General features: G+C 33.1%; 17 protein-coding genes. 9 read left to right on the forward strand and 8 right to left on the reverse strand.

Annotation, left to right across the window (positions count from 1 at the left end; all coding sequences use genetic code 11):
* The first annotated feature begins 2 nt into the window (after positions 1–2).
* The 6 genes from OA93_RS15835 to OA93_RS24180 all read left to right on the forward strand — a co-directional run bounded on the left by OA93_RS15835 (position 3) and on the right by OA93_RS24180 (position 13,260).
* The gene (locus tag OA93_RS15835) at positions 3–1,013 is read left to right on the forward strand and encodes a 4-hydroxyproline epimerase (protein WP_039114377.1); all 1,011 of its coding nucleotides are present in this window, start codon (positions 3–5) and stop codon (positions 1,011–1,013) included.
* Positions 1,014–1,090: 77 nt separating this feature from the next.
* Positions 1,091–2,326 (forward strand): FAD-dependent oxidoreductase, encoded by a 1,236-nt coding sequence (locus OA93_RS15840; RefSeq protein ID WP_039114378.1) that lies wholly within the window; start codon positions 1,091–1,093, stop codon positions 2,324–2,326.
* A gap of 4 nt (positions 2,327–2,330) precedes the next feature.
* Complete coding sequence (locus tag OA93_RS15845; protein WP_039114379.1) at positions 2,331–3,626, forward strand: aminopeptidase P family protein; 1,296 nt, start codon at positions 2,331–2,333, stop codon at positions 3,624–3,626.
* Between the two features lie 534 nt (positions 3,627–4,160).
* Positions 4,161–7,355, forward strand: coding sequence for a SusC/RagA family TonB-linked outer membrane protein (locus tag OA93_RS15850; RefSeq protein WP_039114381.1), 3,195 nt, complete (start codon positions 4,161–4,163; stop codon positions 7,353–7,355).
* A gap of 11 nt (positions 7,356–7,366) precedes the next feature.
* A complete protein-coding gene (locus OA93_RS15855) occupies positions 7,367–8,824 on the forward strand; it encodes a SusD/RagB family nutrient-binding outer membrane lipoprotein (RefSeq protein WP_039114383.1) in 1,458 nt (485 codons plus the stop codon).
* A gap of 473 nt (positions 8,825–9,297) precedes the next feature.
* Positions 9,298–13,260: a M43 family zinc metalloprotease gene (locus OA93_RS24180; protein ID WP_052259473.1), complete on the forward strand. Its 3,963-nt coding sequence runs from the start codon at positions 9,298–9,300 to the stop codon at positions 13,258–13,260.
* A gap of 202 nt (positions 13,261–13,462) precedes the next feature.
* On the opposite strand, the gene OA93_RS15865 is transcribed toward OA93_RS24180, so the two are convergent.
* The 3 genes from OA93_RS15865 to OA93_RS15875 form a co-directional block, all read right to left on the reverse strand.
* Positions 13,463–13,957, reverse strand: coding sequence for a hypothetical protein (locus OA93_RS15865; RefSeq protein ID WP_039114384.1), 495 nt, complete (start codon positions 13,955–13,957; stop codon positions 13,463–13,465).
* 62 nt (positions 13,958–14,019) lie between these two features.
* Positions 14,020–14,619 carry a hypothetical protein gene (locus OA93_RS15870; RefSeq protein ID WP_039114386.1) on the reverse strand — a complete coding sequence of 200 codons (600 nt, stop codon included), beginning with the start codon at positions 14,617–14,619 and terminating at the stop codon, positions 14,020–14,022.
* Between the two features lie 12 nt (positions 14,620–14,631).
* A complete protein-coding gene (locus OA93_RS15875; RefSeq protein WP_131474490.1) occupies positions 14,632–16,044 on the reverse strand; it encodes a hypothetical protein in 1,413 nt (470 codons plus the stop codon).
* A gap of 330 nt (positions 16,045–16,374) precedes the next feature.
* On the opposite strand from OA93_RS15875, the gene OA93_RS15880 reads away from it, so the two are divergent.
* A complete protein-coding gene (locus OA93_RS15880; RefSeq protein WP_039114389.1) occupies positions 16,375–16,752 on the forward strand; it encodes a hypothetical protein in 378 nt (125 codons plus the stop codon).
* Positions 16,753–17,177: 425 nt separating this feature from the next.
* The gene (locus OA93_RS24185) at positions 17,178–17,915 is read left to right on the forward strand and encodes a hypothetical protein (RefSeq protein WP_131474491.1); all 738 of its coding nucleotides are present in this window, start codon (positions 17,178–17,180) and stop codon (positions 17,913–17,915) included.
* Between the two features lie 169 nt (positions 17,916–18,084).
* Here the strand turns inward: OA93_RS24185 and OA93_RS15890 are convergent, their stop codons facing one another.
* The 3 genes from OA93_RS15890 to OA93_RS15900 all read right to left on the reverse strand — a co-directional run bounded on the left by OA93_RS15890 (position 18,085) and on the right by OA93_RS15900 (position 21,715).
* The gene (locus tag OA93_RS15890) at positions 18,085–19,296 is read right to left on the reverse strand and encodes a Xaa-Pro peptidase family protein (RefSeq protein WP_039114391.1); all 1,212 of its coding nucleotides are present in this window, start codon (positions 19,294–19,296) and stop codon (positions 18,085–18,087) included.
* 384 nt (positions 19,297–19,680) lie between these two features.
* Positions 19,681–20,748, reverse strand: a complete 1,068-nt coding sequence (locus OA93_RS15895) for a proline racemase family protein (RefSeq protein ID WP_039114393.1) — start codon at positions 20,746–20,748, stop codon at positions 19,681–19,683.
* Positions 20,741–21,715, reverse strand: coding sequence for an ornithine cyclodeaminase family protein (locus OA93_RS15900; RefSeq protein ID WP_039114394.1), 975 nt, complete (start codon positions 21,713–21,715; stop codon positions 20,741–20,743). Before OA93_RS15900 ends, OA93_RS15895 begins: the two co-directional genes overlap by 8 nt.
* Positions 21,716–21,869: 154 nt before the next feature.
* Here OA93_RS15900 and OA93_RS15905 point away from each other — a divergent pair, with 154 nt between their 5' ends.
* Positions 21,870–23,162: a S28 family serine protease gene (locus OA93_RS15905; protein ID WP_039114395.1), complete on the forward strand. Its 1,293-nt coding sequence runs from the start codon at positions 21,870–21,872 to the stop codon at positions 23,160–23,162.
* A 193-nt stretch (positions 23,163–23,355) separates the two neighbouring features.
* Here the strand turns inward: OA93_RS15905 and OA93_RS15910 are convergent, their stop codons facing one another.
* Both OA93_RS15910 and OA93_RS15915 read right to left on the reverse strand, forming a co-directional pair.
* On the reverse strand, positions 23,356–25,512 hold the full coding sequence (locus OA93_RS15910; protein WP_039114396.1) for a TonB-dependent siderophore receptor: 2,157 nt from the start codon (positions 25,510–25,512) through the stop codon (positions 23,356–23,358).
* Positions 25,513–25,607: 95 nt separating this feature from the next.
* On the reverse strand, positions 25,608–25,946 hold the full coding sequence (locus tag OA93_RS15915; RefSeq protein WP_240474742.1) for a hypothetical protein: 339 nt from the start codon (positions 25,944–25,946) through the stop codon (positions 25,608–25,610).
* Between the last annotated feature and the right edge of the window lie 127 nt (positions 25,947–26,073).

Consider the following 26,073-nt stretch of genomic DNA (forward strand, 5'->3'; position numbering starts at 1 on the left):
TTATGCCAAGAAAAACTTTTTTTTGTGTCGATGCACATACTTGCGGTAACCCAGTGAGAGTGGTTGCCGGAGGCGGTCCAAATTTGGTTGGGAATAATATGAGTGAGAAACGCCAACATTTCCTGAAGGAATATGATTGGATTCGTAAAGGGCTAATGTTTGAACCACGAGGTCATGATATGATGAGCGGTAGCATACTTTATCCGCCAAGTAATCCTGAGAACGATTTTGGTATTTTATTTATCGAAACATCAGGTTGTTTGCCTATGTGTGGCCACGGAACTATCGGTACAATAACAATTGCCATCGAAGAAGGTTTGATTACGCCTAAAATTCCAGGGAAAATAAAAATGGAGGCTCCGGCAGGTTTGGTTCAGATTGAATACCAACAAACGGGTAAAAAAGTAGATTGGGTACGATTAACTAATGTAAAATCATACCTCGCTGCCGAAGGACTTACTGTAGATTGTCCTGAACTTGGCGAAATAGTTTTTGATGTTGCTTATGGCGGAAACTATTATGCAATCGTAGATCCTCAAGCTAATTTTTCGGGAGTGCAAGATTTTACGGCAGGAAAAATTGTTCAATACAGTCAGGAAGTTCGCAAGCGCATCAACGAGAAATATCCTAACCTTTTTATTCACCCAGAAAATAGTACTATTCGCGATGTAAGTCATATGCTCTGGACAGGTGATCCTATCGATCCAACATCTTCAGGAAGAAATGCTGTTTTTTATGGAGATAAAGCCATTGATCGTTCTCCGTGCGGAACAGGAACTTCGGCTAGACTTGCTCAGCTTCATGGAAAAGGCAAATTAAAGAAAGGCGAAGATTTTATTCACGAAAGTTTTATTGGCAGCAAATTTATAGGAAGAGTTGAAGAAGAAACTACCATTGGAGATATTAAAGCCATCGTGCCAAGTATACAAGGATGGGCAAAAGTGTATGGATATAACAATATAATCATTGATGAAGATGATGATCCGTATGCATTTGGTTTTCAGGTAATTTAACAAAAATATAATCCAAAATAAATCGTTGGTTTAGAGAGCATAATTCTTACCGATGATTTTTTAAATTTATAAGTATAATGAAAAAAGTAAGTATTATTGGTGGGGGAATAATCGGACTATGTTCAGCGTATTATTTAGCAAAAGAAGGATATCAAGTTGTTGTTTTCGATAAGTCGGATATGACAGATGGATGTTCCTACGGGAATGCGGGAATGATTGTTCCCTCGCATATTATTCCGCTGGCACAACCAGGAATGATTACACAAGGAATAAAATGGATGTTTGATAGTCAAAGTCCGTTTTATGTAAAGCCTAGATTAAGCATGGATTTAGCAAATTGGGGATTACAATTCTACAAACATGCCAATAAGCAACATGTAGAAAAAGCAATGCCAGCACTTTGTAATTTATCTCTTTTTAGCAAAGAATTGTACCAGGATTTCATAAAAGAAAGTAATTCTTTCTTTTATGAAAAAAAAGGTCTTTTGATGCTTTATAAAACAGAGAAAACTGCCGAAGAAATTAATCACGAAGGAAAGCTAGCCGAATGTTTTGGTCTGGAAGTAGATTACCTTTCTAAGGACGGAGTAACAAAACTAGAAACAGGAACTAGTACTGATGTAATAGGTGGTGTACATTATAAAAGTGATGCGCATATCTATCCTCAAAAATTCATGCAATTTATAAAAGATGAATTAAGCCGACTGAATGTAAAAATCCATAACCGAACTACAGTAGAAGATTTTGTAATAAAAAACAATACTATAACCGAAATACTTACTGATATGGGACCTTTTATGACCGACGAAGTTGTTTTGGCGTGTGGATCATGGAGCCCTAAAATTGCAAAAAAGCTAAATCGTTCCATTTCAATATTACCAGGAAAAGGATATAGTTTTACTCTAAAAGATGTAAATATAAAACCTTCTATTCCTGCCATTTTATGCGAAGGAAAAGTTGCTGTTACGCCTATGAACAATGATATCCGTTTTGGAGGTACAATGGAAATTACGCATACAAACGATACCAAAATCAATAAAAACAGAGTTCAGGGGATTGTTAATAGCATTAATGAATTTTACCCTGATTTAAAAATTGAAATGCCAAAAGAAGAAGAAACATGGTACGGATTTAGACCTTGTACTCCATCAGGAATGCCGATAATTGCTAGAGATAAAAGAATAAAAAACTTAACTTTGGCAACTGGACATGCCATGATGGGATTAAGCTTGGCACCAGCAACAGGTAAAATTGTTTCGGAAATTATTTCTGGAAAAAATACCTCTGTTAATACACAAATGTTTCAATTATAAAATTATGAGATACGAATCGATACCTTCTTCTTTATTTATCGAAAACAGAAAACGTTTTTCGACAAAAATGAATCCAAATAGCATTGCTATTTTAGTTTCTAATGATGTAATGCCTAATAATGCCGATGATGTTATGGGGTTTGCACAAAATAATGATTTGTTTTACTTAACAGGAATCGATCAGGATGAAACTATTTTGGTTCTTTTTCCAAATGCTTATAAAGAAGAAAATCGAGCTATTTTATTTGTAAAAGAAGTAAGTGAGCATACTAAACTTTGGGATGGTGATTTCTTAACCAAAGAAGAAGCAACAGCTATATCGGGTATAAAAAACGTAAAATGGATTCATGAATTTGAAAAATCTTTGCAGCTTTTTGCTTTTGAAGCTGATGCCTTTTATTTAGGGCACAACGAGCATATAAAAAGAGTAACATCAGAAATGACTACTCGCCAAGACCGAATGATACAATGGTGTAAAGAGAAATACCCGTTGCATCAATACGATAGAGTTGCTAAGATAACTCGTGAATTGCGACCAATAAAATCAGACGAAGAAGTTGCGCTAATAAAAAAAGCTGTAGCAATTAGTGTAAAAGGTTTTAAAGGACTTCTTAGTGCTGTTAAACCTAACCTAAATGAGTTTGAACTAGAAGCAGAACTTATTTATGAAGTGATAAAAAATGGAGCTACACGTCATGCTTTCAAACCTATTGTTGCGTCTGGAAAAAATGCCTGTGCTTTACATTACAATTCTAATGATGCTATATGCAAAGAGAATGATATGGTTCTGGTAGATTTTGGTGTTTGTTATGCCAATTATAATTCTGACACTACAAGATGTGTTCCTGCAAACGGAGTATTTTCACCTCGTCAGCGAGAAGTATATTCATCAGTTTTACATTGCTTAAAAGAAGGTTCTAAATTATTAAAACCTGGCATTAAACATAGCGATTACGAGAAGCAAATGGCTGGTTTAATTGAAAAAGAATTAATTAAACTAGGATTAATTACCAACGAAGATATTGCCAATCAAAATCCAGATGCTCCAGCTTATAAAAAGTATTTTATGCACGGAACAGCACATCATTTAGGACTAGATGTTCATGATGTAGGATTGTATTCTCGTACTTTAGAAAAAGGAATGGTGCTTACCTGCGAGCCAGGAATTTATATATTAGAAGAAGGAATCGGTTGCCGATTAGAAAATGATTACCTACTTACAGCAGATGGAAACATCAATCTCTCGGAAGCATTACCAATAGAGATTGAAGATATAGAAACACTTATTAAAAATAAATAGCCTTATACCCTCCTTTAAGACTATTAGTTTAAACAGTTACAAGAGCAATTTTGTAGCTGTTTTTTTTTGTCCTGCACGGTTTTTTTTGGATCTTGTAGGTAAGGATGTAAGAAATCTTGATTAAAGCTCAAATTTGACGTTTGTCTGCGCATTTTTGTCATTTCTGTAAATGACAGTATTAGCTTTATCTGTTTGCACAAAAAAATCATAAAATCATGAAAGCAAGTTTCTTAAATTCCTGATTTTTAAATTTTACCAAAGACACAATTCCAATCAAAAAAATGGGCTTGTTTCATGCGATTTACCTTCGATTTATACCTCATCATTCTGGTAAATATTGTCCAATAATTTTTCTGATAAAAAACACCAAAACCTCTTTAGGTAAATAAATACTTTCAAATCTATAAAAACCCCAATATCTCAGATAAAATATACTCAAAACTAGATAACATAATCTGATTTTATGATAATATATTGGCATAAAAAAAGCTATAAATGCAAAATATTTGCACTTATTAATAATAAAACCAGTATATGAAATTCAAAATTAACTTTAGGAAAATTGCAATACTCTTTTTTGTATTTGCAACACAACTAATTCTTGCGCAAGAAAGATTAGTTACAGGAATTGTTACAGATGATGCAGGAATACCCTTACCAGGTGTTAGTGTATTAATTAAAGGATCTAAAACAGGCACACAAACAGATTTTGATGGAGCTTATTCTATCAGCGCCTCGCCTACTCAGGTTCTTTTATTTAGCTATATTGGGATGAAAACCCAAGAATTACCTGCAACTACAACCAAAGTAAACCTTAAAATGACAGGCGGTTCAACTGTTCTTAACGAAATTGTTGTTACTGCATTAGGTGTAAAAAGAGAGAAAAAATCTCTTGGTTATGCTACACAGGAAGTAAAAGGTGAAGATTTAAATAAAATAAATAACGGTAACGTAGCAAACTCTATTTCAGGTAAAGTTGCCGGTGTTGATATTAGAAGAAATAATAACATTGGTGGATCTACAAATGTTATTATTCGTGGATCTTCTTCTTTAACTAATGATAACCAAGCATTATGGGTTGTAGATGGTGTTCCTTTGAACAATGACAACACAAATACTGATAATCAACAAAGTGGAGGAAATAAAGGAGGTTATGATTACGGAAATGCTGCCTCAGACATTAACCCGGATGATATCGAGTCTATTAACGTTTTAAAAGGATCTGCTGCATCTGCACTTTATGGTTCAAGAGCTGCTAATGGAGTTATTCTTGTAACATTAAAAAAAGGAAGTAAATCTAAAGGAGGGTTAGGTATTTCTTTTAATTCTGGTGTAACTATTGGATCTGTAGATAAAAAGACATTGCCACAATACCAAAATCAATATGGTAGTGGTTATGGTGATTTTTATGGTACTGTAGACCTAGGAAGTGGTACACATCCTTATGCAGCAACAGACGATGCTTCTTGGGGACCTAAATTCGATCCTAGTTTATTGGTTTACAACTGGAACTCTTTCTACCCGGAATTACCTACTTATGGTATTGCAACTCCATGGGCTCCTGTAAAAAAGAATCCTAACGATTTTTACCAAAATAGTCTTACTTACACAAATAACATTGCTGTTGCTGCAGGTAATGATAGTGGTGATTTTAGATTTGGTTACACAAATTACAACCAAGTACAAGGTGTTTTACCAAACAGTAACAACAGAAAAGATAACTTCAATTTCTCAGGAAGTTATAAAATTAGTGATAAAACCAAAGTATCTGCTTCTGCAAATTACCTAAAATCATATGCTAAAGGAATGAATGAAACCGGATATGGTGATGGTGGAAATAACTACTTAAGCAGTGTAAGACAATGGTATAATATGAGTGCTGATTTTCAGGATTTAGAAGATGCTTATAACATAACTGGAAGAAATACAACTTGGAGTGTTGGTGGGCCAAAAGACTTAAAAATTCAATTTCATGATAACCCATATTTTCAACGTTATAACAATTACAACTCATTAAACAGAGATCGTTTCTTTGGTAATTTTGCTTTAAGCACTGATGTAACAAGTTGGTTAAATGTTGTTGGAAAAGGATCTGTAGATTTTTACCAACAATTACAAGAAGAGCGCATTGCTGTAGGTTCAAAAAGAACTCCAAATACATTAGGACAATATTCCAGATATGACAAAACATTCCGTGAGATCAATTTAGATTTAATCTTAAATTTTAAAACGAATATTACAGAAAAAATCAAATTTTACGGATTAGTTGGAGCAAACTCAAGACGTTCTTCAAATGGTAATACCTATGTAGAAACTAATGGTGGTTTAATTGTACCTGGTAAATACATGTTGAGTAATACAGTAAATCCAATTAATTATCCAAATGAGTTCTTAGAAACTATAGGTACAAATAGTGTCTATGCTAATGCCACTTTCAACTTTGATGAAACATACTTCATAGAAGGTTCATACAGGGTAGATCAATCATCTACATTACCTAAAGAAAATAACACGTACACTTATCCTTCTCTTACAGGAACTTATATTTTTAGCAATCACCTTAAAACTGATTGGTTATCATTTGGTAAACTACGTTTAAATTACGCAGAAACTGGAAATGATGCTGAATTTGCAGTAATTCAATCTACATACCCTAAGAATAGTAATTTTGGACCAAATGGAATACGTTTTTCTACCGAAAACAACAAAGCTAATAGTAACCTAAAAAGTGAACTTACTAAAGGTACTGAAGCTGGTATTGAACTTAAATTCTTAAAAAACAGAATAGGTTTAGATTTTTCTTATTACAGAACTAACACGACTAATCAGATTTTATCAATCGAGACACCAGTACAAACTGGTTATTCCAGAGCTTGGATTAATGGAGGTGATGTACAAAATAAAGGTTTTGAACTTTCATTAAATGTTATACCATTTAAAACCCAAAATTTCTCTTGGGAGGCAAGAATCAACTGGTCATCTAATAGAAATGAAGTAATTAGTCTTGATGGTGCCGATAGAATGTCTATTGGATCATTTCAAGGTGTAGGATATATTGCAGAAGTAGGAAAACCAATTGGGCAACTTATCGGAACTGGATTTAAATATTTAGATGGACAAAGAGTTGTGAAACCAAACGGAAGATACGAAACTGTAGCTGGTGCAACAATTGGTGATGTAAATCCTGAATGGACTGGAGGATTTAATAACGTTATTACTTACAAAAACCTTTCATTCAACTTCTTGATAGATGTAAAAAAAGGTGGTGATGTATATTCTTTAGACCAACAATATGGTAATACAACAGGTATATACCAAAGTACAGTAGGAAATAACCATTTAGGAAATCCTGTAAGAAATTCTATTGCAGATGGTGGAGGAATTATTCTTGGTGGTGTAAAAGCTGATGGTTCACCTAATACTACAGTTGTCTTAGCTGATTATGATACTTACAACACAATGCCACAGGAAGCATACGTTTATGATGCTTCTTATGTAAAATTACGTGAAGTTGGTTTAAGCTATAGATTTCCATCAAAATACCTAAAGAATACATTTATTAACAGTCTTGTTTTTGCTGTAAATGGTAGCAACCTATGGATCATAAGTAAAAATCTTCCTTATGCTGATCCAGAAGCTGGAATGTCATCTGGAAACTTACAAGGTTTTCAAACTGGTGTATTGCCAACATCAAAAGAGTATAACTTTAATATGAAAGTTCAATTCTAAAAAATATAAAAATGAAAAAATTAAATATAATATTCTTTGCAAGTGCACTATTGCTTTCGGCAATTTCTTGTGACGATATCGATAGCCTAAACGAGAATACTAAAGCATATACTACTGCATTACCTAGTACTTTAATGACTAGCTCTCAAGTAAATTATTCTTATTTCCTGACTAATGCATCTGTAAATGACAACAACTTTAGAGGTTATGCTCAACATTGGACAACATCTACCTATACTGATGAGGTAAATTACAATCAAACCAAAAGAAATTTAGGTAACTCTCATAATGTAGTACTTTATAGAGATGTTTTACAAGATTTTGTAATGGCCAAAAACAAAACAAACGATGAAGTAGCTTTAGGGCCAATAGAAGTTGCTGTTAAAAAGAATAAAATAGCTGTTTTAGAGATTCAAATTATAATGACTTACCAAACATTGGTAGATCTTTTTGGAGACATCGTTTACACGCAAGCTTTAAATATAGAAAGTTTTCCAAATCCTAGATATGATGATGCTAAAACTGTTTATTTAGATTTAGCTGCCAGACTAGATATCGCAATTGCTAATCTAGATGATACTTACGGTAGTTTTGGAAAAGCAGATCTTATTTATAAAGGAAATGTTGGTAAATGGAAAAAATTAGCCAATAGCGTTAAACTAAAAATGGGAATGCACCTTGCAGATGTTGATCCTGCTAAAGCTAAGACAATGGTCGAAAGTGCATTTACCTCAGGTGTGATAATGGATAATGCTGAAAATGCTTTATTCCAATACTATTCGACTACAATAGATGAAAATCCATTGTATAATAGTTTGGTAAATGAAAGCCAAATTATGCCTACTGAATTTTTTGTAAATGAGTTAAATGGAAAATCCGATCCTAGAAGAGATATCTTTTTTGACCCAGCTTCAAAAATTGCAGGCGAATACAAAGGAGCGCCTTATGCACAACAAGTTTCTTATAAAAACTTCTCTAATGTAGGTTTAAAATTAAAAGAAAAAACAAATCCTGGTGTAATTTTCGATCATACAGAAACAAGTTTCTTACTTGCCGATGCAGCTAGCAGAGGTTTTAATGTAGGTGGTACTGCTGCTGATTATTACGAAGAAGGAATTCGTTCTAGTATGAAATACTGGGGAGTTTCTACTGCAGATGCTGATACTTATTTAGCCAGAACCGATGTTGCTTTTGCAACAGCTTTCGGAACTGATAAACAAAAAATTGCTTACCAACTTTGGATTGCTTACTACAACCGTGGTTTTGAAGCATGGACAGAATACAGAAGATTAGACTTCCCTATTCTTATCGCTCCAATAACTGCTGTTAGTGAAGCTGAAGGAAAAGTTCCTGTAAGAAACATATACTCCCTTTTTGATTCAACATTAAACAGAGATAACTATAATGCAGCAGCGACTGCGATTGGTGGCGACAAAATGACCACAAAATTATTCTGGGATAAATTTTAATTTTGAGTTAGTAACATATTAAGTAATTCCATGAATTGAAACAGGCACCTAACAGTGCCTGTTTTTTTTATGTCAAATTTTATGGGTTTATTATTAAGCTTGGATACAAACATTTCAAAACATAGAAACATAGATTTTACAAACTCTAAAAAAGACGCTTCACTAATTTAAAATCCACAGAGGAAACAGCTATGTCAAAGAAATATTTATCATTTTATATTCTTTTTTAGACATAAAATCTATGTTTCTATATGTTAGATACCATCACATAAGATTACACTCAATGCTAAATATTATTCAAAACAAATAATCGCAATATGAGAAATATCTATAATTTTATAAGAATAAAAATACATAATGTAATTTCTAGGTTAATTTATAGATAATTTGATATCATAAACGAATAAAATAGTACAACTACATAATTCAATATAAAAATATCTTTGGTTTCATACTAACAAATTCCTAAGATTATGAAAACAAAATTATTTTTATTTATGGCGTTCATTTTCGTTTTAAAGATAAGTGCTCAAGGATTACCTTGTCGGACTAGCGAAGAAAACGAAAAGATCTACAAACAAAATCCCCATGCATTAAAAGAAAAACTAGACTTTGATGCATTCAGCAAAAAATTCAGTGCTGAAAGAAAATCTAAAACATCCAAAAAAGTAGAAACGTCCTATGTTATACCAGTAGTGTTTCATATTTACGGTGATGTTCAAAGCGGGAAAACCGTTACTTACCAAAAAATCGTAAACCACCTAAAAGAACTAAATGATGATTTTAATGGTCGTAATGCAGATTACGCAACTGTAGATCCATTTTTTCAGGCAAGAAGAGGAACATTAAAAATTGAATTTAAACTTGCTAAAATCGACCCAAATGGAGGTTGCTCTTCTGGAGTTGTATTTCACCCTGCAAAAAATGGTTATGGTAATGGTGGCGGATACGATGACCAAATCGCTGCTGATGCATGGGATAATAAAAAGTATATGAATGTTTATATTCAGAACGATTTATATGCCGATGGAACACTTAACAACTCAGGAGTTGCCTGGTATCCAAGTACAGGTATGACTGCTAGTAATACAGCAAGAGTTGTATTTAATGGTGCTTATTTGTTTGACAACTCTTATAGTAAAGAATTTTCGGCTACATTAACACATGAGTTTGGTCATTTCCTAAATTTAATACACACTTTTGAAGGTGGTTGCACAGGTTCTGATGAAGTAGATGACACTCCTCTGGAAGATGGCAAACATACGTTGTCTTGTACACAAGGAACAAATTGTAATGGTGACAGAGTAAATAATGAAAACTACATGGGGTACAATGGTGCTCAAGGTTGTTACAAAATGTATACTCAGGGTCAAATAGACAGAATGCTTGCTGCCTTAGAACATCCTGCAAGAAAAACACTTTGGCAAGAAAGTAACTTAATTGCTACGGGAGTAAATACAACAGGAGGATTATTAGCTTCAAGCACAAATTTCTTTAAAGAAGCAGTTGTTAATGATGGCTCGTTTGATACTGCTGCAACAATTACCCTTACAGGAACAGAGACATTTGCTCTAGCTTCTGGAACACTAACTTCTGGAACACATTTTACCCATACTTTTCCAGCAGGAATTACTCCAGTAATAACAGTTAATTCTAATTCTCAATTAACAGTTACTTTAACGGGAAAAGCAACAAGCCATTTAAAATCTAATAGTGCCAAAGGAACAATTACATTGTTACCAGCAGCTTTCTCAGGCGGAGCTTCAACTATGACTTGTACTGCTTTATACTATGATCTTAAATTTGCAGATCCATACGGAATTTACTTTGTAGATATGCCAGATGCAACTGCAAATGCGGCGCTTACATGGAAAGCATTTGATATCGAAAAAGGAGATGATCCATCATTTGGAGCTTGGAGATATGCAGCCAATGCATTAAAAATTGAAACCTATGCTAAAAAACTAGTATGTGAAACAGGAACAAGAAACATTTCATTACTTCCTGCAAATACACAAATAAGTGCTGCTAGTAATTTTAAAGCTCCGGGAGCATATCCTGATCAATTAGATTTACGTACTACAACATACAAAAACTGGGATGGTAAAACAGGATATGTAGGTTTTGACTTTCTGCTTGAGGGCGCAACTTGTTACGGATGGTTCAAAGTTACTGTAGATGCAGACGGAAACGGATATACAATATCTGAATATGCCTATAACACACAACCAGGTTCGCCTATAACTACAGGAGTAACTGCAAAAGTTGGGGTAACATTATCACCAAGCACATTATACGAATCTGACAATAATGATGGTGCAGTTCCTACAAATGCAGTAATTACATTATCTACCAATAACGGAACTTTTACCAAAAGTTCAGGAGCATTAATTGTAGGTACCGATTATACAATTACAGGTGTTCCAGCAGGATTAACTGCAACTTTAACATTAGAGAATAACACTAAAGCTGTACTTGCTTTAACAGGAAAAGCAACTTCTCACTTACCTAATAATAATTCTTCTGTAATAGTAACATTTAAAGATGCAGCAATAACAGGCGGAATTACAACACTAGATAATGCATCAAAAACAATAAAAGTAGAATTTGAAGCTCCTTTTGGAATCTATTATGTAGACAATCCAGACTATGTAGCTTCACCAGCAGCAAACTGGCAATGGTTTAGCTTAATTATCGGTGATAATACCGAATATGGGGCATGGCAATTTGCAGCAAATGCATTAAAAATCGAAACTTATGGTAAAAGATTAGTTTGCGAACCAGGAACAAGAAATATCACTAAAGTTCCTGCAGGTGGCACTATAGGAGCATCAAGTAATTTTACAGCTCCGGGAGCATATCCTAATCAATTAGATTTACGTACGGCAGCATACAAAGCTTGGGATAACGAAACTGGTTATGTAGGTTTTGAGTACACTAATAGAGGAAGAATATGTTACGGATGGATGAAAGTAAAAGTAACTGCAAGCGGAGACGGATATACCGTTACTAATTTTGCTTACAATACTAAACCAAACGAATCTATAACAACCCCAATTATCAATGCGCCTAGCAATTTGGCAGGAACAGTAAATGTAACAGCACTTTCGGTTGCATTAACATGGGTAGATAACTCAGATAATGAAACAGGATTTACATTAGAAAGAGCTGAAGGAACTGGTGCATATAGCGTTATTAAAACTTTTGCTCCAAACGTAACTTCTTATACAGATACAGGATTAACAAAAGGAAACGCTTATTCTTATAGAATAAAAGCAAATATAAATGCTACAAATTCCGATTACTCGAATGTGGCAACAGTAACAATCGAAGATTCTAATCCGAACCCAACATTGGCTAAACCAATAATTAATGAAGGAGATACAGGAATTTATGCTGCAGGTTTTTATGTAACATGGGGATTAATCAATGGTGCAACTAGTTATGACATTCAGGTATATAATGAAACTGACGGATGGGTTGACCAAGGAACATCAACTGCTCATTTCTTATATATTAATAAAAAAGGTACGCAAACAAGTTATAGAGTAAGAATGAGAGCTGTAAATGCAACAGGTACAAGTGACTGGAGTACTCCTAGAGACTTTACACTTCCTGGAGCTTTAGTAGCGCCATCTAATCTTGCTGCAATAGCAAATGCAGCTACTCTTGAAGTTGATTTAACATGGGATGATAATGCAGACATCGAAACTGGATACTCTATAGAAAGAGCTTTAGGAAACGGAGCATATAGCGTAATTGCAACTCTTAGTGCCGACGAAACTTCATATACAGATACAGGATTAACTGCAGGAAGTACTTACTCTTATAAAGTAAGAGCTAGCGAGAATACGACTTATTCTACTTATTCTAATATTGCTACAGTAACTATCGATGATGCAAACCCAGCGCTACCAATTCCTGTATTTTACGATCCATCTAATGGAACTTACCCTTATGGATTTTACGCTACATGGGCATTAATTAATGGTGCTACTAGTTATGAAATACAATTATATAATGCAGTAACTGGATGGGCAGATTTTGCAACCTCTACATCTTATAGTCAATATGTTGAGAAACAAGGAGAAGAGAGAAATTACAAAATAAGAATAAGAGCTGTATACGCAAATGGAGCTAGTGACTGGAGCGCTCCTATGGACGTTACCCTACCTCCTACGCTTGGAATTAATGAATTTGAAAACGATAAATCATTTACAATTTCTCCTAATCCAGCTTCAGATGTTGTAAACTTCTCACTTAAGAATATAGAATCAACTAATCTGATAATTACAATTTACAACAATAATGGAGCGCTTATAGATACAGTTCGTAATACAACTACTTATCATGTGAGCCATTTACCAACAGGTATATATTATGTAGTAATTACAGATGGTACACTTAAGCAAAGTAAAAAACTGGTAATAAAATAAACGATTCCTAATTTTTATAATAATACTCATAAACCTAAACCGCCGAAAAGAATATCTTTTGGCGGTTTTTCTTTTTATAATTAGAATCTAGAACAGCATCTAATTAAACCAACTGGGGTATGCTTCGTAGGTTTGTATCCATTTTCCACTTTTCTTCTCCATTATTACAGCAAAAGTGCTTCCTCCGCCTATCATACTAGATTTAGTTGCCACAAAAACCAAATATTTTTTTTTTATGGTAATAAATTGGATCTGAAAAAAAATACATTTCATAATTAGTATCATTACGCATATCTAAATACTTATTAAGTAAATCATTTTGTGTTTTATAATTCTCAATAATGATTCTTTTATGTCTAAAATCATCTTTTGTCCAAAATTCATCTTCTAATGAATTTCCTTGCTCGGGCAATTGGATACGTCCATACTTTTTTTTCATTGCCTCCCAATTTTTTTCTTTAAAGAAAGTTTTATCAACTCGCTTTACTCCTTTAGCATTTATTTGATTTGTTTTTAATACGTCGAGTATAAGATTTGGGTTGTCTTTCTCTTTTATAACAATAACTTCTTTAATAGAATCTGTTACAATGGTTTCAAAATAATTGTTCAAAGCATTGTATTTATCCTTAGTAGAGGAACAGCAAGATACAAAAATTGAAATAGTCACGATAAAATAATATGGTTTTTCATCTTTCACATCTTTTAAAACAATCCAGATTCCTATTTAATAAGAATCTGGACTATTATTGTAATAAGCATTTAATTAAACCAGTCTGGATATCCTATATGTGTCTGTACCCATTTTCCGTGTTTCTTCTCCATTATTACAACATGAGAGTTTCCACCACCTTCCAAACGAGACTGAACTGCAGTAAAAATTAAATACTTCCTTTTGTGATAATAGATAGGATCTGAGAAAAAGTATACTTCAAAATTAAGACTATTATCAAAATTCATGTATTTAATAAGCAAATCATTTTGTGTTTTATAATGCTCAAAAATAATTTTTTTGTGCCTAAAGTCTTCTTTTGTCCAAAATTCATTTTCCAATAGATATCCTTGTTCGGGCAATTGGATACGTCCATACTTCTTTTTCATTGCTTTCCAATCTTTTTCTTTATAAAAAGTAGTATCCGCTTGTGTAACACCATTAACATTTATATAACTTATTTTATTTCCTTTTAGCACTTCAAGTGTGATATTTGGACTATATTTTCGGTTTATAACAATAACTTCTTTGGTAGAATCTTTTACAGTGGAGTCGAAATAATTGTTTAAAGCATTGTATTTATCCTTAGCCGAGGAACAACCTGATACAAAAATTGAAATAGCTACGATACAAATAATATATTTTTTCATCTTTTAAGTATTTTACTTACACGGTATTCCTCTTGGAGATTGAGCATTTGGTGTTCCTTCGCCAACAGGACGTCCAGATTGTTCAGCACGCACTCTATTCAAAATTCTATTATAATCACTACTACCTACAGGAAATTTAGCTTTAAATGTTGGTGTTTCCATTAATCCACCCCATACGAGATCTTTGTAAACTTGTAAATCAACATCAAAAATATTATAAGGAGGATTGTTTAATTGGTACCCGTAAATTGCACTTGCTATTGTATTGACTGTAGAAACCGCCATCGCCTCATGCTGTGCAGCAACAGTCATGTTAGGATCATGAGGGAATTTATCTACATAAAATTCAAATAATGTGGGGTAATCAGTAAAAGGAGCATTTGTTGGGTAAGTATTATAATTATCTACAACACTTAAAAGATAGGCATGTACCAATTCATGTACAATGGCTGTAGCTTTGTATAAAGTAGTAGCTCCCTCATAATCTTGGCTTATGGTAATTGTATAATCATTTTTTCCATTTCTTCTTGTTTCTGCATAATTACTAGAAAATTTTGTTGTCCCCATTACCATTTCTACATTATATTCACTTTCTGCTCCTAGACTTGTTAGCATCTTTGCTAAATCCCCTTTTGCTTCTTTTTTTAATTCCTCAAAAATTTCTTTAGGACAATCATCTAGATTTGTTACACCGATACGATTTATAACAATTTGTGCAGCAGTACGAGTTGGCTGGTAACTATTGCCTCCGTAGTCATCTCCTCCTCCAGAAGCACCACCTCCACCTCCATCATCACCTAATCCACTACCTCCCCAGTCATCACAAAAAAGTACTGAAACAAAACGACTACTACCGTCACTATACATTTCGTAAATTCCTATGCAAATCGCATCTTCTAGATTTGTTTTACTAGTTTTTGAAGTAGCAAACTTCTTTTTAGCATTACTAAAATAATTAATTTTACTTTGAGATCCTAAAGTAGTTACAAATCCTTCAAAACCAGTTTTAACTTTATAAAAATTAAAATTCTTGTCATTAACGTCAAATTTATCATTTTCGGCAGCAATTACAATATGTGATAATTTATATCCCTCTTTTTCATTTGGAGTAAACATCAACCTATTGTATGTTTTTAGTGGTTGACTTTCACTTGTTACTACAACATTATCTTTTAAAACAATTGGTATTTCTATAACAGTACCTTTTACTCCATCTGTTATAATAGCAGCACTCCAACTAATTTCTTTGGTGTGTTTTAGGATAGTCAATTCTGGATTATTATCATCAAACCAGTTTTTAGCCTCAATGACTTTGGCATCCAAGATTGGTTCCTCCCTTCCAATTTCTTCATTCGTACAATTTGTCACAAACACTACGGAGACAAAAACAAATAGAACTTTTGATATTTTTCTAAATTTTATCATAATAAAATAATTTATTAGTTAATAATTCCTTAAAATATTAATTATAAAATTATAGATATTCAACCCAAGAAAAGCTACTAAAAGTTTTAAAAATAATAGAATAAGACACATTAATTAGCTCTAATACATCGAGTAACTTAATAAAGAAACTTATAACACTCAATTTAAAATTAAACACTAATTCATCAAAAAATATATTTTAAGTAATAAATCAAGATAAATAAGATATAAATGCAAATAGACACTTTCTCAAATACACAAAAACACTGTTCAATCAAGTGAGTAAGCTTAATATAATTATAACTTTGTGTGATTAATTTGAGAAATGACATGAGAAAACAATATAACTTACGCCCAAGCAAAGATGGTTTAAGAGCTTGGGATGTACATCGATTAATAGAACTATCTAAAAACTTCCCTGTTAAACGTGTTTTATTGAGCGAAATTAGTGAAGTAAATGAAACATACTGGTTTCAAGATCCAAGCCAATTACCTACTTGTACAGCTATTCTGGAGCATATAAAACTCATGGAAGAAGCTAGTTTAGACTACCCAATTATTTTGTGTGCCAATGGACGCTTGATGGATGGAATGCATCGCATAATGAAAGCACTACAACAAGGTCATACCGACATTAAAGTAGTACAATTTGAAACCACACCCGAGCCCGACTTTATAGATATTCCAGCAGACGAATTGCCGTATTAAAAATTTAAAACCTTTGTTCCTTTACTTATTTAATCATTAACAATAAAAGCTAAAAAAGGAGCTATTTCCTGCTATACACTCTATCTTTTATGGCGAACCCCGCCACAAAAGGATGCCGTTCCTATCAGGGCTAAAAGAATAAAAAAACATCAAAATAATTTATTGGTCTCAGATATAGTTTAAAACTATCCACTTTAGTGCATTTCGCTTTAGCTTCTAAAAAATATTTTAGCCACAAATTGCACAAATTTTCACAAATTAATTAGCGCTAATTTGTGTAATTTGCGGTTAATAAATAAGTATTGTAGCCTAGCAGACTTTCAAATCTATGAACTTTTAATCCATAGTGGTTTAATTAAATAAAAAACAAACAACAACACTTTTTTATAGATAATTTCGTAAACAAACTAAAAAAATATTCTAATATGAAATACATATTGACCTTATTAATCACGCTGCTTTCATATAATATGCATTCGCAAAATATTATTGGCGAATATTGGCGTATTAGCGAAATTATTGGACAAGACACAAATTACACTCAAGAATTTGTTTTACAAAAAATGGATAAAGATGATAAACCTTATTCAATGTATGGAAATAGAATATTCTTTGATAAGAACAACACATTTAAATGTAGTTATTCTGCTACGTGCGGAAATGATTGTTTTCCATCGTCAGTAGGTACATACAAACTCATAGACAACAAACATATCGAGATAGATATAAATGAATTTTCGCAAACAGGAGATTGTGAGCAAAAAAAGATTGCACTAAATCTTAAACTAAGATATTATATATCGCAGAAGACAGATAAAATAATTAAACTCATTAAGAGCGATGGAAACATTTTTCAGGATAATCTAAACGAAAAATACTCTTTAATGGTTGATAATTATAGAGAAGAAGTGAAAAACGGAAGCTTCGATTTGCTTAATTTTAAAACAAACCAAAAAGACAATTTCCTACGAGTAAATGCATATATAAAGAATAAAACTAAAATTAAAAACTATAAAATTCTCTATACCCAAAAATTAGATGGCACTTTTCTAATAAATTTAGTTCAAAATGAAGACGCAGAGAATGATTATTTTTATATCATAAATGCTTTTGTAGACAATTTCGAATACAACGTTGGATATTATAAACTCAAAAAGAAGTAAAAACTACTTCTTTTTGAGTTTCAAATCCTAACAGGTTTCAAAAACCTGTTAGGTATTAAATTGTGCTAAACAATCCCTAAAAAGTCAAGAAAAGACCTTACAGGATAACATATTTAACTTTTAAATCTGCATCATCTGCGAAACTTTAAACTTTAAACTTTAAACATGTTTAATAACCAAAAGGATTATCTACACTATCCATTGGCTCAGTAAACCACTTAGGGCCATTTGCAGTCATATAAAAATGATCTTCATGGCGAATACCAAATTTCCCAGGAATACAAATCATTGGTTCATTACTTACAACCATTCCTTCTTCAAGTTCTATTTCGCTACCTCTTACCAAATAAGGATATTCGTGAATGTCTAAACCAGTCCCATGCCCTACTCGATGAGGTAATCCTGGTAAATTATAATCAGAACTTAATCCCGCTTCCGCTAAAGTTTTTCTGGCAGCATCATCTACAGAACCGCAAGTAGCACCTATTTTGGCAGCTACAAAAGCAGCATGTTGAGTTGCCTTTTCCAGATTCCAAATAGTTTTATATTCCTCAGATGCTGTTCCATAAGCATAAGATCTTGTAATATCCGAAATGTATCCTTCTAATTTACAACCTGTATCGATAATAACTGCTCCATTATCTCTTAAATCCTGAGGAACAGATACACCGTGAGGATATTGTGTATCATCGGCAAACAATACAATACAAAAATACGATCCCGAAGGTATACCCGCTTTTATATGCGCTGCATTAATAAAACTAGTAACCTCATTAGCGCTAATTCCTGGGCGTAATATCTTGGCAGCTGCACGTTGCACAACCATTGTAATATCTTTGGCTCTTTGGATAATAGCAATTTCATTTGCCGATTTTTGCATTCTGCAACCCGAAGTAATTGACAAAGCATTTATAATCGTATAAGATTGATTCGTTTTAGTAACACCATCAACCAAGAAATATGGAGCCGACTCATCTAAAGCAATAGTTTCGCCAACTATGTTTTTATTCTTTAATAATTCCCCCATTAAAGCATACGGAGATTCATGCTCTTCCCAACAGTTAATTTTTCCGTTTATTTCCATATACTTTTTAAAAGTACCTTCTTCAAACTTAGGAACAATATAATCTAGTGTTCCATCATCGTATAGTAAAGCACCAACCATTCTTTCTGATGGATTCCATTTTGTACCAGTAAAATAATAAAGGTTCGTTCCGGCGTTAACATAAGTCGCCTTTACCTTTACCTCTTTCATAATAACAACTGCTTTTTTAATCCTACCTAAATATTCCTCTGACTGGATTGGCTTTACATCCAAGGTCATATTTTCAATTTTTTCTAACTCAATAGCTGCGTTCGAGCCTCCTATTCCAATTGCCATTTATTATATTTTTAAGTTATTTTATTTATCTAAAACCGTTAAGGTATATTATTTATATGTAGCGTAAAAATTAACCACAAGGTTAACACAAAGTTCGTAAAGTTTTTAAAATCTTTCTAATCATCAAGGAAATTTAACCGCAAAGTCTTAAATCCTTTTAATCTATTTAATCTGTGGCAAAAAAAATTAACCGCAAAGCTCGCAAAGTTTATCCTCAATATTGTCTTTCTGAGGAACGAAGAATCTCCACAAAAAACTCCGCAATCTTTATCGAGCTACTCGCGGAGAGACCCTTCCTGCGTCAGGGTGACAAGATTGCGCTTATTCGCACACATTCTCAGAACCTTAGTATCTTAGCGCCTCTGAACCTCTGCCTCTCTGAACCTACCTAAGTATAAACCCATTTTTCATAGGGTCTTTTGGGTCTATGATAAAAGTATTTACGCCTGTTACAAAAGCAGTTCCTTGTACTTGCGGGATCACTGCCTGAAACGGACCAAAATCTTTTTCCTCAACAAGCGAACCTTTAAAAGTACTTCCTGTAATACTTTCTATCGTAATAGATTCATTCGGTTTTATGGCATTTCTAGCATTCTCGATAGCAATTCTGCCTGAAACACCCGAACCTGTTGGAGAACGATCTACTTCGCCATCGGCAAAAACACAAACATTCCTGCTATGATTAGCAATATCCTGTGGTTCATCTATAAAAATTGTTCCGTAAAGAAAACTCAAATCATCTTCAAAAGGATGTAAAACTTCTTTATCCTGATTCATAACAGCATGTTTTATATCCATTCCGCTCTGAATAATGGTACGATAATCTTCTTCGGTTAAACCGAAATTTAAATGTGTATTTTTTCTCAAATCTACATAAGCATAAAATGCACCGCCATAAGCCAAATCATAAACAACATTTCCTATCCCGGGAACATCTACAATACGATCCAATCCTACAACAAAACTAGGCACACAATGAAAACGTACTCCAGTAACTTCTCCGTTTTTAATCGTAACATAAGAGAATATTCTACCACAAGGAGCATCTATTTTCAGTTCATTTTCGCCTTCTATTACAGTAATCCAGTTCATTTTTGCGGCAAGCGTGCTTATCGCAATAATAGCATGACCACACATACTACTATATCCCTCGTTATGCATAAACAAAATTCCAAAATCAGCATCATCATCATTTGGCGGAAGCAAAATACAACCGTACATATCAGCATGACCACGAGGTTCAAACATTAAAGAGGTTCTTAGATAATCGTAATTCTCTTTAATATCTCTACGATATTCCAATACGCTATTTCCTTTAAGCTCAGGAAAACCCGAAACAATAACACGCAATGGTTCGCCCCCAGTATGCATATCAATCGTTTTTATTTGTAACGCATTCGATGCTATTTTATATTCTGTATTACTACAAATATTACTATATGTTTTAGACATTTATCTCTGATTTTAAATTAAACTCTTTATAAAAATAAGCTGCAGCAACAAGGTCTTCTAAAGCATGACCAACCGACTTAAAGAAAGTGATTTCAGTATCAGATGTTCTACCTTGTTTTTTATTGCTACATAATTCAAATAAATCTGCTTTAATAGATTCTCTTGTAATAATCCCATTGGTTAACGGAATTAAAATATCACCACTTTCCTTTAATCCCCCCTGATAAGTATCAAGAAACACACTCGATTTTAAGATTGCTTCATCATCGGCTTCACGCATATCCTTTTTATATGCACCAACCAGATCCAGATGTTGCCCAGCTTTAAGCCATTTCCCAAACACAAGCGGAATAGGCGATAAAGTTGCCGAAGAAATTATATCAACTTGCGATATCACTTCTTCGATTGTAGAAACTGCTGTACATTTAAACGGAAAACCTTTTAGAGCGTCACAAACCATTTGTGCTTTTTCTATTGTTCTTCCCCACACATATACTTGTTTTATAGGACGAACACTGGCATGAGCCTGAATTAAATTAATTGCCAAAGCACCAGTTCCTATCATAAGCATAGACGAAGCATCCTTGCGAGAAAGATAACTACTTGCCAATGCCGATGTTGCTGCTGTTCTTTTACCTGTTAAGGATTTAGCATCCAGAATTGCCTTGATATTCCCTTTATGTCCATCTAGATAAATGTATGTTCCTTGTATAGAAGGCAAATCATACTTACCGTTATTAGGGCTTACGGTAACAATTTTTACTCCTAAATCTTTCCCAGGCTGAAATGCAGGCATTAATAATAATGTAGAATCTTTGTTTTCCTCAGGGTTAGAAAAATCATGGTGATGCCGAAGAGGTACTTCAATTTTTTCTGTCGAAAATCCATCACGAAGTCCTTCGATTAATTTTTTAAAATCACAATTTTCTTCAATAAAATTGTCTGAAATAAGTTGAATAGGTTCCATATTTAAAGTTGAAATTTCATTAAAAATAGCAGATTATTTTTTCCAAATCCAATTTTGCAAAGAACTAGTTAACATAAGGCAACTTAAGGTTAATATAGTATAAATTGATTAGTTTTGAAGACTATATTTTTATAAAAAAATCAATTTAAAAATAATGAAAAAGTTAAAACACATTTTATTACTTCTGGTTGTTTCCCTTACTTCATACTTGAGTTTTGCTCAAACAGAAACTGCCGTTAAAACCGATTTAGAGAATAAATTATCCCAATTATTTCCTGGTGTTGAAATTACCAAAATGAAAGATTTAGAAGGATTTAAAGAATCGTATCAATTGGTACTTAATGAACCATTAGATCATAAGAATCCTAAAAAGGGAACCTTTAAACATTATATCTATTTATCGCATGTAGGTTTTAATAGTCCGATGGTAATCGAAACCGAAGGATATGCAGCTCGATACACAAAAACCGAATTAAGTTCTTTATTAAATGCCAATCAGGTTATTGTTGAATATCGTTTTTATGGCAAATCCAGACCAAACCCAATTCCTTGGGAATACCTGACAAATGATCAAGCCATTGCCGATTATCATAATATCGTTACTAAACTAAAACAATTGTACACAGGGAAATGGATTTCGACAGGAATTAGCAAAGGCGGAGAAACTACCTTAATTTATAAGTCTAAATACCCAAAAGATGTTGATGTTGCAGTTCCTTATGTAGCACCATTAATTAATACCCAAGAAGATCCAAGAATTCAACAACATTTAGCAACTGTAGGTACAGCAGAATGTCGCGAGAAAATAGTTGAATTTCAGCGTGCATTACTTCAAAACAGAACTGCACTTCTTAACGAAATAAAACTATATGCAGCAAAAAAGGAAATGACTTTTACAGAAGTTTCTATAGATGAAGCATTAGAATATGCTGCTCTCGAATTTCCTTTTTCTTTCTGGCAATGGGGAGGGAAATGCGAAGACATTCCGAGTAAAAATGCATCTTCAAAAGAATTATTTGATTACATGAATAAAATCGTTGGAATTAGTTTTTACTGCGATAAAACCTTCGATGAGTTATTACCATCTTATTACCAACACATGAGCGAATTGGGTTATTATGGTTTTGATTTTACTCCAGTAAAAGATTTACTGACTGCTGTAAAAAGCACTTCAAATTCTCGATTTGCACCTAAAGATGTCCAAATAACCTACAACCCAAAATACATCAAAAAAGTTAGAGAATACGTAGAAAATAAAGGTTCAAAAATACTTTATATCTATGGAGGTTATGATACTTGGGGAGCTTGCTCGCCTACTCCAAACCCTAGCCTTGATGCGCTAAAAATGGTTAATCCGGGAGGAAGTCATGCAACAAGAATAAAAAATTTCCCAGAACAAGATCAGGAAAAAATAATGAAGACTTTAGAAAAGTGGTTAACCCAATAGATCTATAAAAAAAGAGAAAAGCAAAATGATTTTACCGCAAAGAACACCAAGATTTACGCAAAGTTCGCAAAGCTTAATGATTAAGCTTTGCGAACTCTGCGATTTTTCCTTGCGCTCTTTGCGGTTAAATTTTATTCTTAATGTAATCTAGATTCATTTATGTACTACATTTTCTTCTGTAAATCCTTAATATCTAAAATACAAAACCAAGATTAAGACGAATATTTTGAGGTGTTCCAGCAAACAAAGATGTTGTTCCGTATGCGCCTGGAAAATATAGTTTATCGGTAATATTATTGGCAGTTACACCAACAATATAATTTTTGTATCTGTAATTTGCCGACATATCGATATAAGAAAAAGCAGGTAATAAAATAGAATCAGCGCGGTAACTGCCTCCTAAAGTATTTCCTTGAAACCTAATTCCTGCACCTAATTTTAAATTCTTTAATAGTGTTTCGGTAAAATTATATTCCAACCAAACATTACCAACATATTTAGGAGCATTCAAAGGTCTGTCGCCTACATTTCCTATCGATGTTTTTCCTAGATATTTAACCTCATTATAAGAATAACTTCCCATCACTGACCAGTTTTGAGAAATAATACCTTGTACCGAAACTTCAATTCCTTTACTGTTTAAACCCGGAATTGCCATTCTTCTTTTCTTGTTTGGATCACTCGGATCAGCCACAAGTAAGTTTACATAATCTATATCATATAAAGCCAGCGTAGTACTTAATCTATTCGAAAAAAAGTCACCTTTATAACCTATCTCATATTGTTTTCCTTTTTTTGGAGGAAATGGCCCACCAGCACCAACATTATTATTGGTTTGTGGTTCAAATGATTCTGTATAAGATGCATAAAGAGATATATTCTTTTTAAGTTCATAAACCACTCCTACTCGTGGAATCCATGCATTAGCATCTGAAGTTATTTCTACTCCCGTAGCATCAAGTTCATCTACAGGTTTTTGTTTATAACGATACTCATTATAGCGCATTGCCAAGTTTAATTTCCATTTTTCTCCTATCGAAATTTGATCCTGGATAAACCCTGCATAGTTATTTGTGACCTTAGTATTATTATCCATTCCCTCATCTCCTAGCGGTACATTTGGATCATTGATAACAATTGCATCTTGCGAATAATCTGGATTATCAATACTTAACGACGGATATACTTTGCTTATATATAGATTTTTTAAAACACGATCCTGAATAATATCTGCGCCAACTATCAGTTCATGCGATATAAATTTAGAAGTCTTAAAGCTATATTTCAAAAATGCCGTATTAGCAATCCATTGCGTATTATATTTCCATGTAGTTCCCTCTCTCGGAATACTATCTTGTGTAGCATTTAATGGTCCAAATCCATAAACATCAAGCATATCCAAATTTCTTTTTACATATCGACTCATTAATGTAAAACTAAGCTTATCGCTAAATTTATGTTTAAAAGTTAGCGAAGCCGAAGAGTTTTTATCTTTCCCAAACGAAGGATTTCCTTGCGTAGTAAAATTTGGATCAACATTATCAAAATCATAGCTTCCATCGCCTTTTTTCTTAATATATGTCCCTCTGTCATATTGAAAACGCGAATTCATAGTTAAGTACGTATAATCAAGATTTAAAGATGTTTTGTCCGAGAAATCATATTGCAAAGTTGGCGTAATAAGCAAGTTTTTCATGTATTGAAAATTTCTATAACTATCGCTATTCTCTCCTCCTACAACCAATCTGTATTTTAGTTTTTTATCTTTAGTTAATGGTCCCGTAGCATCGGCAAATCCTGTAAATAAATTCCAACTTCCGGTAGTAAAATTAACCTCATATCTTGCTTTATCCAGAGGTTGTTTGGTCGTTAAACTAATAACTCCTCCTGGATTTCCTACAGAATACATTACAGAGGCAGGTCCACGTATTATTTCGACTTGATCGAGATTATATAATAACACTTTCTGGCTATAATGATATAGAGTACCTCGCATCCCGTTGGTCAGTAAATAAGAATCTCCATAATTATTAAAACCTCTCATAGAAAATGAGCTATAAGGCGTTGTATTAGCAACTCCTACCATATTTTTGGCAACCTCATTAAGATTTAAACTTCCTTGATCTTGCCAAATACCTTTGGAGATTACCTGTATAGATTGTGGTATATCTATAAGCTTTGTCGCAGTACGTGTTGCAATAGATGAGATTGTATCGTTGTACCGCTTTTCTTTTTTTCCGTAAATAGTAATATTATCTAGTTCTTCAGTTTTGGCGTTGTCTTTTGTAGTTTTATGCTGTGCAAAAGCAACTTGCCCCAATATTAAAAGGGCAAAAAGTATATTTTTCATTTAGTTTTATATAAATTTTAAATAATAACAAGTATTCCATTGGCAAAAAGCCATGAAAATTCATTTCAATACCGATTGAAAATTGAAATTAGATTTTATATAAAATAAGCAGGAGGTCGAAATGTTACTATAGAAACCGAGATAGGTTTCTTTGCAAAATGAAAAAAAGAAGTTAAATGATTCTCTTTATATTTTTTATCAGAGATATCATCGCTACTAAAATTTTGAATGTAAACAAGTTCTTGCTTTTCTTTTAGATGGTTTTGCATCTCTTTTTCATTAGCATCAAGCTTTAATAAGTTTTTTTTAAGCTCACACTTTCCATTACAAGAATTGAATTCTACTTTTCTTTGTACACAAATAGTTTTGGCAATTTTATCTTGGTTAATTTTAAACATCGCATAAACCAATACATTCCCAAAAGATGGAAACATTAGTATAGATGAAAGTAATATGATAAAAAACTGCTTCAGACTTGTTTATTTTCAGCAAAAGTAACGTATCTATCCAAAAATAATCATGCTTTTTTAATAAAACTCGATTAAAAACCTTTAAATTTAT

The organism is Flavobacterium sp. KMS, assembly GCF_000813005.1.
In the GTDB taxonomy this organism is placed as follows: domain Bacteria; phylum Bacteroidota; class Bacteroidia; order Flavobacteriales; family Flavobacteriaceae; genus Flavobacterium.

Coding starts and splice junctions, on each gene's coding strand:
- OA93_RS15900 (WP_039114394.1), bottom strand. CDS start 21,715: ATGGAACCTATTCAACTTATTTCAGACAATTTTATTGAAGAAAATTGT.
- OA93_RS15850 (WP_039114381.1), top strand. CDS start 4,161: ATGAAATTCAAAATTAACTTTAGGAAAATTGCAATACTCTTTTTTGTA.
- OA93_RS24185 (WP_131474491.1), top strand. CDS start 17,178: ATGAAATACATATTGACCTTATTAATCACGCTGCTTTCATATAATATG.
- OA93_RS15895 (WP_039114393.1), bottom strand. CDS start 20,748: ATGTCTAAAACATATAGTAATATTTGTAGTAATACAGAATATAAAATA.
- OA93_RS15880 (WP_039114389.1), top strand. CDS start 16,375: ATGAGAAAACAATATAACTTACGCCCAAGCAAAGATGGTTTAAGAGCT.
- OA93_RS15855 (WP_039114383.1), top strand. CDS start 7,367: ATGAAAAAATTAAATATAATATTCTTTGCAAGTGCACTATTGCTTTCG.
- OA93_RS15915 (WP_240474742.1), bottom strand. CDS start 25,946: ATGTTTCCATCTTTTGGGAATGTATTGGTTTATGCGATGTTTAAAATT.
- OA93_RS15845 (WP_039114379.1), top strand. CDS start 2,331: ATGAGATACGAATCGATACCTTCTTCTTTATTTATCGAAAACAGAAAA.
- OA93_RS24180 (WP_052259473.1), top strand. CDS start 9,298: ATGAAAACAAAATTATTTTTATTTATGGCGTTCATTTTCGTTTTAAAG.
- OA93_RS15875 (WP_131474490.1), bottom strand. CDS start 16,044: ATGATAAAATTTAGAAAAATATCAAAAGTTCTATTTGTTTTTGTCTCC.
- OA93_RS15910 (WP_039114396.1), bottom strand. CDS start 25,512: ATGAAAAATATACTTTTTGCCCTTTTAATATTGGGGCAAGTTGCTTTT.
- OA93_RS15840 (WP_039114378.1), top strand. CDS start 1,091: ATGAAAAAAGTAAGTATTATTGGTGGGGGAATAATCGGACTATGTTCA.
- OA93_RS15890 (WP_039114391.1), bottom strand. CDS start 19,296: ATGGCAATTGGAATAGGAGGCTCGAACGCAGCTATTGAGTTAGAAAAA.
- OA93_RS15905 (WP_039114395.1), top strand. CDS start 21,870: ATGAAAAAGTTAAAACACATTTTATTACTTCTGGTTGTTTCCCTTACT.
- OA93_RS15835 (WP_039114377.1), top strand. CDS start 3: ATGCCAAGAAAAACTTTTTTTTGTGTCGATGCACATACTTGCGGTAAC.
- OA93_RS15870 (WP_039114386.1), bottom strand. CDS start 14,619: ATGAAAAAATATATTATTTGTATCGTAGCTATTTCAATTTTTGTATCA.